This window comes from Streptomyces sp. NPDC031365 (genome assembly GCF_055569765.1).
In genome coordinates this window covers 144,879-157,882 of the sequence record NZ_JBVIIM010000013.1, presented here as the reverse complement: position 1 = coordinate 157,882, position 13,004 = coordinate 144,879, and the positions used below count along the sequence as shown (strand labels likewise).

3 protein-coding genes (1 of these 3 only partly in view) are annotated in these 13,004 nt (G+C 70.8%); all 3 read left to right on the top strand.

Annotated features, from left to right (window positions below):
* Positions 1-11 precede the first annotated feature (11 nt).
* Tightly spaced (at most 2 nt apart), the 3 genes in view from ACZ5C2_RS20660 to ACZ5C2_RS20650 form a layout consistent with a single transcriptional unit that may run on beyond the window.
* Positions 12-512 carry a YbaB/EbfC family nucleoid-associated protein gene (locus ACZ5C2_RS20660; protein ID WP_468793021.1) on the top strand — a complete coding sequence of 167 codons (501 nt, stop codon included), beginning with the start codon at positions 12-14 and terminating at the stop codon, positions 510-512.
* Between the two features lie 2 nt (positions 513-514).
* On the top strand, positions 515-865 hold the full coding sequence (locus tag ACZ5C2_RS20655; RefSeq protein ID WP_468793018.1) for a hypothetical protein: 351 nt from the start codon (positions 515-517) through the stop codon (positions 863-865).
* Position 866: 1 nt separating this feature from the next.
* Positions 867-13,004, top strand: the 5' end (the start) of a protein-coding gene (locus ACZ5C2_RS20650; protein WP_468793015.1) for a lonely Cys domain-containing protein. It continues 24,684 nt past the right edge of the window; the window shows 12,138 of its 36,822 coding nt (coding positions 1-12,138); it begins with the start codon at positions 867-869; its stop codon lies off the right edge, out of view.

Below are 13,004 nucleotides of genomic sequence, written 5' to 3'. Positions count from 1 at the left end.
AGGAGAGGGACATGAGTCAGCCGATGGAGGAGCGTGTGGCTCAGGCGATGGCCCGGCTGAAGGCGGCGGAGGAGGCCGCGGCCACGGCGCAGGCCGAACTGGCCGCGCAGTCGGTCACCGCGCGTTCGGCGGACCGCTCGGTCCGGGTCGTCGTCGGGCCGCGGGGGGAACTCACCAACCTGGAGTTCCTCGACGGCAAGTACCGGACGATGGCGGCCGCGCAGCTGTCGGCCGCGGTGCTGGAGGCCGCGAACACGGCACGGGCCGAGATGGCCCGCCGGGTCGTCGACACGCTCGACCCGCTCACCCGCATGACCGCGCGGGGACCCGCCCCGGAACGCATGGGCGTCAACTGGGCAGCGGTCTTCGGGGCACTGCTCGACGAGAACTCCGTGCCGACGGAGTCGAGGGCGATGAGCCGCCTCCGCGACGAGATCGTCGAGGACGAGGAGGAGGCCGCCGCTCCGTCCGGGAACCGTGATGCGGGCGGCGGACGGAACGGGGACGCGTAACCGTGGGTGCCAGCTATTCCGCCGACATCAGCAACATACTGGCCAAGTCCCGGTTCCTGGCCGATGCCGTGCGCTACACCGAGGAGATGCCGCACCGGTTCCGGGCCGGCTGCGACGAGTACGCGGGCTGCTGGGGTGAGGAGGACGAGGACAGGGACCCCCTTGCCCTGGCGCTCGGCACGCAGGACCGGCTGGAGCAGGAGCAGGCCCTGGAGTCGATGCGGACCATCCACGCAGGCTTCCTGCCCCTGGTGGAAGTCCTCGCGGCAGAGGCCCGGCACGTACAACGGCCGCAGATCCAGGCGCTGGACGACATCCACGCGCAAGGGGCGGAGAGCGAGAACAGGCGCTGACATGGCCCTGATGTTTCCCGATGAGCTGATCGAGTTCATGAGGTGGTTCCTGGGAGCTCCGGTCGCCACGGGAAACGAGGACCGGGGCGCGGCGAGCCGTGTGGTGTTCGATCGTGCGGCGGATGACGTCGGTGATCTGTCGGCCGCGATGACGAGGGCGATCTCCGAGGTCGGGAGTTCGCTGCCGCCACAGATCGCCGATGCGTTCACGGCGGCCATGAAGTCCTTCGTCGATGACGGCGGGACGAATCATCTGCTGGCATTCGCCGATGAGTTGCGGGCTCTGGGCGGGCGACGCGTCGACCGTTCGATTCTGCTGGCGGAGTCGAAGTACCAGATTCTCCTCGAGTTCATCGTTCTGAAGATCGAACTGGCTGTGATCGCCCTGTTGTCGGTGTTCACGGGGGGTGCGTCGCTGGCCGAGAGCGCGGCGGCGAGGTGGCGTACGGCACTGGCGATTCTGTTGATCGCGCAGCGGTTCGGGCACGCCGTGCCCACACCGTTGTCGGTGGTGCAGGAGGCGCTGCAGGAGGCGTTTCTCACGCTCGGCGCGCAGCTGCTGTCGATGACGGTGCCGGTTGATCCGGAGCGCCGGCGGGAGAATCTGGACTGGGACGACGTCATCAAGTCGGCGGTCTTCGGTGCGCTGGCCGGTTTCTTCGCGGGGCTCTTCTCCCAGTTCGCGGAGCCGTTCGTACGCCACTTGTTCAAGAACGACCGGGTGTGGCGGGAGGCGTCCGAGCTTCCCGTCGCCTTCGTGAACGAGGGACAGGCGGAGACACTGGCGCAGGCGGTCACCGTGTACCTGTACACGGGCCGTTTCGTGATGGATCCGGATACGTTCCTGTCCGCCGGTATCAGCGGGCTGCTCTTCGAGGTCGGGGCGGACATCGCCGAGTACGGCGGGAAGTGGGTGCACCACCAGTTCGTCCACAGGCCGGAGTTCGGTCCCGACGTCATCAATCCGTCCCCGGCGGGCGCCGGGGGCGGTGCGTCCCCGGCGCCCGCTCAGGAGGCGACGTACGCGACCGACTCCGGGGCCGGGCGCCGAATCGGAACCAGGGCGGCCGACACCGTCGGCATGCCCCCGCCCTCCTATTTCCACGACTCCCCGGGTGACTTCGCAGCCGGGCCCCCGTCCCCGGTCGGCACCGTCTCCACCGCCGACGTCAGCGGCTTCCCGCCCCCGCCCCGGCCCGGCCCGGCGTCCTTTGCCGGCGACGCCAGTGACGCCCCGTCGGCCTTCAGCGACGTCACCGACGTCTCGTCCGTCCCCGACCCGGACCGTGACGCCGGTATCGGTGCCTACGGCAGCCAGGGGACGGTGCCCGACGCCGGCACCACACCCACCGGCTCGACGGCCCCGGCCACCGGCAAACCCTCGCCCGCCTACGCCTCCCCGAACGAGTACGACGATTACGGCGACGCCGACGGGAACCTCTCCGCGGACGACGCGAGTGATATCGACGGAGTGGACGGCGCCGGCGGGCCCCCGGAATCCGCCACCGACGCCAACCGTCCGCCGTCACCGGCGTCAACGGGTCCCGACCGTGTCCGCTCCTCCCTTGACCCCCAGCCGGACACGAACCCGGAGACCGGCCCGACCGCCGGCACAGGTGACCGCGTTCCGGCGAACCCGCTCGCCACCGCGGGCTCTCCGGCCCCGCAACCGCCCGCGCACCAGGCCGCGGCCGGGCAGCACCCGGTGGCCGAGGACGAGTCCGCGTCCGACCGGCAGGAACAGCCCACCCCGCAGTCACCCCGGGCGCCGTCCACCGACCACGCCCCCGACCCGCTCCCCACACCCGCCTCCCCTGCGGCTCCCGCCGCTGCTCCGGCTTCCGCCTCCCCTGCGGTTCCCGCCGCTGCTCCGGCTTCCGCCTCCCCTGCGCCGGCTCCCGCGGCGCCGGCCGCTGCCCCGGCTTCCGGCTCGCCCGCCCCGGCCGCGGGACCGCAGCAGCGGCCGCAACCGCGGCCCCTCGACGCGCCCGGCTCAGCCTCCGCGGCTATCGGGACGAGCGAGAACGCCCCCACACCGTCGACGGACGAGCAAGGTCGGAGTCCCAGGCAGCCGGAGACCGGATCGGTGTCCGATGCGCCGTCGCCGTACCGACCCGTACGGACCGAGTCCGAGGCGCTGCCCACTGTTGCCACGGCGGGTCGGGACTCGGCCGTCCCCGCGACGGAACCGCCGCGACCGTCTGCCGGGCCCGGTGAGGGTCCGCTCGGCGTCCGGGCGTCGGCCGAGCCCATGCTCCGTCACCTGGATCCCGGCGAGCCCCTGTCGGGCCGTGGTGCTGTCGATTCCGACGAGAGCGACGACGACAGCTCCTCGGCGGACTCGGACGAGTACTGGACCAACATGCTGGATCCGGAGGAGCGGGAACGGGCGTCGCTGCGGGATGCCTTCGGCCCCGACATCACGTCGGCCCCCGTGTACAGCCGCCTCCGAGACGTCTTCCCGCGGCTCGAGAGGTGGCGCGAAACCGATCCGGTTCTGCGTGTCGCCCCGCTGGATCTGGACGCCATGGCTCGTCGTGTGCTGCACATCGGCGACGGCGATCCGGTGCTCCAGCGGCACCGCAGGGAGCTGCTGCTCCGGGTGGCGACGGAGCCGGAGTGGGCGTCGGCGGGGAGCCTGGCGGCTCTGGCGGCGTTGCGTGTCAGGAGTGAGCATGGTCTGTTCTCCTCCCACGACGCGCTGACTGCCGCGAATGGCCGGTTCCTGGGTCGCGACTGGACGGGCTCGAAGATCAAGGATCTGGATCTCACTCGCTCGGTGAAGGAGAGCGAGCCCGGTGTCGGCGTGAAGCCGGGCGATGCCAAGCCCGCACCGTGGTATGCGCCGGACGGGCCGGAGCCGTATGTGCTGCGGGCGGAGGGCGACCACAAGGGTGTTGAGGTGCGGGGTGCCGACGGAGAGCGGGAAGAGGTGCCGTGGGATGTGTTCGCGGAGTTGCTGGCCCTGAACCCGGAATTGGCGGCGCTTCCTCTGGATGTGCCCGTGGTGTTGCTGATATCGGGAGCCGGAGCGCGGGGTCTGGAGTTGCCGCGTGCGGTGGCGGACCGGCTGGGCAGGGAGGTCTGGGCGGCCACCGGTCCGGTGGGGGAGTACCGGCAGCATGACTCCCTGCCGACTCTCGTGACGATCCAGGACGCCCCTGACATGCCGCCCACGGAGTGGATACTCAGTCTCCCGGGTATGGTCCCGGCCCCTGAGGAAGCCGCGCAGGCGCAGCCTTGGGAAGCGGATCTGCTTTCCCACACCGTCGTCGTCGACGGCCGGCCGGCCGGCCGGATCGTGTACAAGGACGCGGAGGCCGCGTGGCGGTTGGGGGGTATCCGGGACGCGATCACGGGAGGGGAATTCTGGCACCATGACCGGATCGCCCACACCTCGGCCAAGGACGACGAGGCCGTTCCATGGGCCGGCAAGCCGGTCTACATGTTCTCCGCCCACGGTCTGCCCGGCGTAACCAAGCTGCCGACAGCCAAAGAACCGGAGCACTCGGCCGGCCCGTCGCGGACCGCGGGCATGCTCAGGCGACGCCCCAGTGTGAGGCGGCTCCCCCGAGACCACGGGATCGTCGTCCTTTCGTGCGCCGCCGCGCAGCAGGGCGGCGCCGTGCGCGCCCATGCATACGGCGTCGACGCTCATACTCATGATCCGCTGGCGGTCGTCGGCGTGGCCCAGGAGATATCCAACCAGACAGGTCGCACCACCTACTCCCCGAGCGAGGCGGTTTCCCTCTCGGCCGTGGAGGGGAAGACGGCCCTCTGGATGTGGACGGACCGGCTGGGGCGCCGGGGCAAGTGGCTGGTGATGCGGCCGGAACCCACCGGCGTCCGGCTCGACGGCCTCGCTCGCGATGCGGGCCTGCACACGGGGCGGGGTGAGGCGTCGGAGGCGATTCGTGGACGGACGCTCCGGCTGGTGCGTGCGCTGCGCCTGACGTTCGGTGTCGAGATCGAGGACGACAGCGGCTACGGAGACCTGCTCGCCGGTCTCGGAGCGTTGGAGAAGGAGTACGAGGCCGATCCGGTGCTGCGCCGGTTCGGGCCGTTCACGCTGGATCTGCTGGAGCGCCTGGCCCATGAGAATCTCGTCCGGAACCAGGGCAGCGAGCCGTACCAGCCGGGCCCCGAGGCCTACCGTGAGCTGTTGCTCCGGCACGGTGGGACCGAGGAGTCGCCATCGGGCCGTCTACGGTCCGGCGATGGCACCGTTCTCCGGTTCGTGCACCAGGCGGCGCAGTGGTTGAGCAGTTTCCCGGATCAGGACGCGTACACGGCCGACTTCGTGAAGGCGGTTGGCGGGCCCGCGGCAGTCATGGACTCCGAGCGGCTGCGGGTGTTCTGGGCAGCGGTAAAGGCTTTGGAGTGGGAGTTCTGGTTCCCTGACCAGGGTGATGCCGCCAGGGTTCTGCATGCCGATTCGCTGGGCCCCGATTGGCGCTCGGAGCTGGTTGAGCTGGTCATGCGAGCGGCGGATGCCGGAGTCGACTCGCGAGACCTGGATGAACTGGGCGCGTTCCACCTGGAACTGCTGGGAGCTCTCTCGCCGCAGACCCAGCTGGTGGACGCGGCCGGCAAACCGGCCGGGCGCGGTTGGGCACGGGGCGTGTCAAGGGCGAAGGTGGACGTCAACCAGGCGGTCACCATGGCCGGCACGAGCACGGGCGGTTTTGTCGCTGCGGGCCGGGCGAGTGTGCCGTGGACCGACGATGCCACGGGACACGCGCCGTACCTGGTGTGGGCCGAGGGCGGACCCGGCCATGTGGTGATGAACCTGCCCGGGAACGTCCGCCGCCGGGCGCGGTACGCGGAAGTCGCCCAACTGCTGATGCGAGACCATGCGCTGCGTCTGCGGCCGCGCGGGGAAGGTGTCGTCCTGGCCTTTTCCCAGTGGGTCCCGGAAACCCGGCAGGGTGCTCCGGTGTCTGCCGGGACAAGCGACGGCGGCACATCGGTCCGAGATCTCCGCTTGTTCATCGCTCGCCACACGGACCGCAGGCTGTGGACCCTGCCGGGCACCGTGAAACTGCTGGAGCAGGACAATCCGTCAGACCCACGCGTGCTTTCCCTGTTCCCTCTCCCGGACGGACGACACCCGAGGGCTGCGGACTGGATCGCTACCACTCCTTACGCAGGCTCTGAGGCGAACGCCCCGGGAGCACCCCTCATGGCCACCGCCGAGGCGGGCGGCGGCCCGTCGAGGGGTTCGGACAGCGATGCCGCGACCGACGACGACACGTCCATGGCCGGACCGTCCGCGCCCCCGCCGGACACTTCTGCGCTCGCCCGCCGTGACGAGCTCCGCCGGGCCGATCCGGCCCAGGTGCTGTCCAACCCGGAGTGGTCCTCGGAGCAGCGCATGGCAGCCCTGGCGGCGCGACATCTCGCCGGTCAGGGATACGTGTTCTCCGCCGCGTACGCGGTGACCGCAGCGGACGGCAGTGTCCTGGGCCGTGACTGGACGAGAGACAAGGTGACAGACCTGGATCTCACCCATTCCGCACGGTGGGAACGCGGACGGGACGGCAGCCCCCTGCTCAGGACCGGGCCTGCGAAGTGGTCCCGGCCAGGTGAGCCGGAGCCGTACTTCTTCAGGGGCAGGAGTGAACACGCAGGTGCCTTCGTACCGGGACCCCACGACACGCGGCAATGGGTGCCGAGGCCCGTGCTGGAGGAACTGCTGCCCCTTGATCCGGCACTGGCCGCGCGGGACGGGAACGTCGCGGTCGCCTTGTTCCTCTCGGATGCCGGGAGGCAGGGCCTGGAACTGCCGCAAGGGGTGTCCGACCGCACCGGCAGAGAGGTCTGGTCGGCCAGTGGCCCGGTGGAGATGGTGAGGACATCCAGGCGCGGGACACCCCGCTCCGTCGTCGCCGTCCGGGATGTCCCCGAAGCGGCGCGTACCGAGTGGATCCGCAGGAGTCCCCGTCCGGCTCCTCGTCCTGAGGCCCCGGCCTGGCACGCCCGGGTGCTGTCCCGCAGCATCGTCAGCAAGAACCGTTCGATCGGCAGATCCGTGTACCGCCCCCACGATGCCGAGCAGATGGCGGACGGCGACCGGAACGCGGCGAACGCGGTGGAGCTGTGGCACCGTAACCCGGTCACCAAGCAGTGGACCAAGGACGACCAGGACGTTCCGTTCGCCGGTGTGCCGGTGTACTCCCTCTCCATGCACAGCACTGTGCATGCCATGGAAATGCCGCTGGAGGGGGATCCGGACCACGTGGCCCCCTGGCCGGATGCCACCGGCTATCTCGTGAGGCGTCGGAGCCTGGAGGAACTGCCCGACGACCACGCCGTCCTCTCGCTGGGATGCGAGAGCGCGACACCGCCGGGCCTGACCCGCGAGCGCGCCGGTGTTCTCGACGTCTTCGTCCCCGACCCGTTGGCCGAAGCGAGCGGGGCACAGCACCAGTCCAACGGAACCGGTCGCTCGGTCTACGGCGCAACCCACCGCACTGCCGTCGGACGGAAGGGCGAGACGTGGCTGCATCTCATGGACACGAATGCGCGGGGGCGGCGTGGCAGGTGGGTGCTGCATCGGCCGGAGCCCACCGTCGAGGAACTCGATGTGCTGGCCCACAGGGCGGGGCTGCACCACGGGCCGGTGCCGGTTCCGGACGCGACCAGGGAGCGGACGCTGCGGTTGGTGCGCGCGCTGCGCTTCACGTTCGGGGTGCAGGTAGAGGACGGCCGGGGGCGCGAGGACGGTGAGTACTGGAGGCTTCTGGCCGGTATCGGCGCGTTGGAGAGGATGAGGGAGGCCGATCCGGTGCTGCGTCGATCAGGACCGTTCACCCTGGCCCTGCTGAGACAGGTGGCCCTCGGGGAGAACGAGGCCGTGGGTGAGCTGGACGCGGATGTCTACCGCCGCACGCTGAGCGCGGTCGCCGAGAAGGCGGGCAGGGAGCCCGGCTTCGTGAACCGGGCGCTCACCACCGAGCTGACGGTGCCGCGCGTACTCGACGCGGCGCAACGGCTGAACACGCTCTCGGACTCTGCGCTGGCGGAGCGAGCCGGGAGCGTACTGGGGCTGGAGCCGGTTCCGGCGAACGTGAGTGAGGCGGAGCGACTGCGGCTGTTCCTGGCGACGCTGAGGGCCGTGGAGTGGGAGAGCGGGCGCTCCGACGCCGCGCTGACCGGCCTCACAGGCAGGATTCTGCACCAGCGGCCGGACCCGGGCCTCCGTTCCCAGCTGTTCGACCTGGTCGCCCGAGCGGCGGCTGTCGGCGTCGATGTGGACAACCTGGCCGAACTGGGTGCGTTCCACCTGGTGGATCTGGGGGCCCTCTCGCCGGAGACCCAGCTCTTCAGGCCCGATGGCGCAGCCAACGGCCGTGCCTGGGTGCCGGGGATGTCAGGTGCGCGGGTCAACCTCGGCGTCGGGCACGTCATGGAGGCCGTGGGAGACGGCACGTTCCGCCGTTCGGCGCGGCGGGGAATGCCCTGGGCCGGTGACGACCACCGCACGTCGGCGTACGTCGCCCTCTTCGGTGCACAGGGGCCGGACGGCCTGCTGCTCCACCTGCCCGGGGGCCTGGAGGTCCGGGCGCGGAACGACGAGTTCGCCGAGTTGCTGACGTTGGACCGGCAGCTTTACGCGACTCGGTTCCAGGCCAGAATCGTCCTGGCCGACTGGCATCGGACGCCCGCCGGGCAGTTGGCCCCGCCGTACACCATGAAGAGGTGGCAGTGGGCCCCCGCCGTCACTCCATCGCACGGCAATGGTGTTCCGTACACGCGCCGACAGCAGGTCATCAGCAACATCACCGGTCACAGTGTGTGGGACGGGCCGGGCACCGTGTCTCTGCTCGACCGGGAGAACTCGTCCCGCCCGAAGGTCCTCGCCCTGTACCCCCTCGCGGACGGACGGTCCCCGCAGCCGGAGGACTGGACGCTCTTCCATTCCACCGACAGGCAGCGGGCACTCTCCGCCGCACTCCAGGGCGGTGGACGGACTGGGTCGCATCCCCAGCCGTCGGACGCCTTCTCCGGCCTACGTGATCCGGAACTGGTGAACATGGCCGACGCCCTGTTCCAGAGCCTGGACGGCGCTGTGGGCGACCTGTTCCGGCACACGGAAGTACCCTCCCCCGGGGGCGAGGAGGCCGACGCCGACGTACCAGGGGCGCCGCAGCCGGTCCCGGGCCCCGCCCCGGGCACGACACCTCCGCCGGGGCGGGTCCCGACCCCGGTTCCGGAGCCGGCTCCCGCCCCGGATCCGACCCCTGATCCGGATCCTGATCCTGTGGATTCGGACCCCGGCCCGCAGGATCCGTCTCCCTGGTACTTCGAGCACGGCGCGATGGGCGAAGCGGTCGTCGCGAAGTCCGTGGCGGACGTGGAGTTCGACGAGGAGCGGGCGGAGCACTGGGCGCGGCGGATCGGCGAGCATCTGGACCTGCAGGGTCCCGGCCCGCACGACGCGCTGCGTTCGGGGATCCAGGACGCCGTCCGCGATCTGCTGCTGACGACCGACCCCAGGAAGTGGGACGACATCCTGGCGGCCGGCCGGACACTGGTGGTCGACGGCCGGCTGGTGTGGCTGCGCCCCGTACTGAGTGGCCTGACGGGCATCCCGAGGGCGAAGGACGACATCGCCGATCCGCCCATCAAGTTCGGCTACACCACGGCCGGAGAACAGGGAGCCCGGGAGAAGCGCAGGGGAATCGAGTCGGTTCTGTTCAGCCTCGTCAACCTGGGGGTGTCCGCGGGACTCGCCTCCGTGGGCGCGGTGGCCGCCCCGCAGATCAGAATGGGTTCCTCCGAGACCAGGTCGTCGGGCAGGGTGCGGACGGTCCTGTTCGGCCGGAGGCTCTCCACCAAGGATTTGAGCCGCTTCAGCGCGGGTCTGAGGATGCAGGTGTTCGTCGACGGCCAGGACGTCACCCCCACCCCGCACCACCGGGTCACCGTGCCCGACCGGCTCCACATCGATCTGCCGGCCGCCTACTCCGGTGCCGACGCACCCCGTCCGGACCGGGTGGCACCCGAGGCGCCCTCGCGTCCGGAGCCGAGAACATCGAGGCCCTCCCAGGCCCGTGAACTGCTCCTCGCGGTCAACCTCACCCCCGCGGTCGCCGCCCTGCACCGGAACATGCGGGCCGCGGGCCTCACCGCTCCCACGGTGCGGAAGATCCTGACGGCGGCCCAGATGGACGGCACGCAGGGATTCCTGACCGAGACGACCGCCCACAACCGGAATCCGTGGTGGGCCAGTGGTGACTCGAGCAGCGCAATCGACGTCGTGGGGCCGTTGGGCGAGCGATTCCGGGGGCATCTGCGGATCCGCAGGGAGATCGACAGTCTCCAGTACGTCGGCGAGAACAAGGTCGAGACCCGGGACGACATCGGTGCGGCCGTCAACACGGTCCAGGACAGCAAGGGTGCCACCGACGGCAGTCTGGGCCTCGCCTACAACAGCGCAGGCACCGGCGGCGGTGTGTGGTCGGACGAGTCCGGCTCGGACGGCGCGGACGGCGGGGGGACCAGGGCTCTGGTTCCGACGTTCAGCGCGTCCCTGGGGGTGGATCGTGGTGTCTCGCACGCCCTGGACACGGCGCACGGCATCCGTACGGTCCTCAAGGACCCCGGTGGACAGACCCGTTACCGGGCCGGGCTGCGCATCGATCTGAGCCTGGAGTCCAGCACGCACCGGATCGCGCCGGTTCGGGATGTGACCGTGGGCGAGGTCAGCGTCCCCCGGCGGGAGGCGGCGCACTTCGTACGGCGGACCGTGGGCGGCGGGTGGACCGCAGACCTGCGTCCGGTCTCCGGGGGTGACGACGCGCCGCGTCACCGTGTGCCGGCGCTGCCGAAGAAGCGCCGTGTGCTGCGGCTGCCGACCTCACGGCCGCCGTTCCGGTTCCGGATGGTGCTCGACCGGGTGAAGGAACGGGTGACGCCGCACCCGAGGGAGCCGCTGGCGTTGGCCTCGCGGCGGGGCCTCGGTTTCGGTGTGCCGATCGGGTTGCCGGGCGTCGAGACCCTGCAGCAGGACCTGCGGGACGCCATCGAGCAGTTCCACGTCAAGGACGTGGGTGCCAAGAGGGCGCTCACGAGCGACTGGGCCACCGCGGACCGGGACCTCGCGGCGTACTACGGCCGTCCCGCGCTGGAGGCGGACCCGGCGCAGGCACTGCTGGGTGTGTACCGCACCATCGAGGTCGACGGCCGGCGCTACCGGGTGGCCGCGAAAGCGGTGTGGGGCCACCGTGTCGACGGGCCCAACCCGATGGCCGACCCGGTCGACCCGGCCGATCCCACGACCACCGGCGACAGCTTCCCGATGAAGATCAACGTCCGCACCAGGTCCGTGGCGAAGGCGTCCGGCAAGCGCGGTACGGGCTGGAAGGCCAATGTGTCGTTCGGCGCCGGTCTGCTCCAGAACATCGAGGCGCGGGAGGTCTCGCTCGGCCCGCTGCGCTTCACCACCCCGACCATGCGTCTGCAGATCGGCTCCGTTCGGGCGCTCTGGCGCAAGGGGAAGGACAAGAGCGACAGACTCAGCGGTACAGCTTTCGGCTACCGCCGCACGGACACCCTGAAGCAGGTCGACGAGCACCGCTATCTGATGGCCGTGAACTGGACGGTCACCCCCGAAACCACGAAGCGCCCGCACATCGGCGGTCGTATCCCCTTCCTGACCGGCAAGCGTGGATACATCAGCGGCCGCACCCCCTTCGTGGCGCGCCTCGTCCTCCCCGACGGACACGCCCCGAAGCGGCCCGTCACGGTGGACGAGGCGCAGGCGCTGCGGACATCACCGGCCAGAGAGGTGGCCGGGCTCCCGGACGCCGTCCGTCGCAAGCTCGACTTCTCCAAGGGCGCCAACGGTATCTACCCCGCCTTCCACCTCATGCCGGAACTGGCCCAACTCGGCGCCAGGATGTACGCCGAGCAGAACTTCCCGGGGGCCGAGCGGCACGAGATCGACGCGTGGCTCGACGATCCCTCGGGGTGGCCGGAGGAGATCCGCGACCTGGCGCACCCCGGCATCCTCGCCCGCCGTTTCGGTGAGACCGTCCGGCACCGCAGCGGCACCGCGGCCAAGGCGGCCACGGGTGGCTTCGAGACGGAGTTGCCGAAGGACGGGCACATCAAACAGGCACTGCGGCTCAAGATCCACGCATACGACCTGGACGACCTCGGCCCCACGTCGGACGTCCAGGTGCAGCACTACCTGAAGGGCGAGGCGGAACACGCGGACGAGCGGGACGGCGGTACGGCGGCAGGTGTGGCCGCGACCGTCGGCCCCCAGATGTGGTTCGGGGCGGACGGTGCCGGCCAACCCGACGGGCCCAGAGGCCGGTTCAACCTCGTCGGCTACGCCTCGGCCCTCTGGAAGCGGGGGAGGGGAGGCGGCCGCATCGGCGGACGGGCCGACATCGTCAGGACCATTTACGGCAGCCGCGTGCGCACGGTCCGCACCGACCCGGTCTTCGAACTGACCCTCGTACGCTGGCGCAACGACGAGCTCACCGAGACCACCCGGTACCTGACGGCCGAGAAGGCGCTCGAGATGCTCGTCACCGAACGCCGTTACGCCGATCTCCTCCCACCGGCGGACGACACGACCACGGCCGCCGGTCCGGCCCGGGTGGAGGAGCAGGCAGCGACGACGAACCCGGTGGAGGAGTCGGCGGCGGCCCCGGAAGCGGCGCACGAGACCCGACCGGAGACCGTCCGCACCTATGTCGACACCGGTCTGATCTCCAGGGGGGCGCGCCCCGAGGTCATGACGGCCGACGCCGTGCTGGACACGATCAACAGCCGGCTGCGTGCCCGAGGGGTCGTTCCCACGGAGAAGGACCCCGCCACCGCACCCCGTCCCAACCTTCTCCAGCGGTCCCTGAAGGCGTCGTTCTCGTCGGACGCGTTGCAGACCGAGTGGCAGGCCCTCACCACCCAGGGTGTCCGGCGCTGGATCCCGGTGAAGGACTCGTGGGGCAACACGCGCTACCTGTGGGTGAGGGTCACCGCGGCGCGCATCGGTGCTCCCCAGCGGCAGCAGACCCGTGACGAGCTGAAACTCTCCTTCAGAAGCGAGGCGCCGGACGGCGAGAAGCGCAAGTCGCACCGCGCTTCGGAATTCACCGGCGGCGTCGATGCCCGTATCCGGGCC

Bases quoted from the DNA above. Each gene is read 5' to 3' on its own strand.
- ACZ5C2_RS20660 (WP_468793021.1), top strand. From the start codon at position 12: ATGAGTCAGCCGATGGAGGAGCGTGTGGCTCAGGCGATGGCCCGGCTG.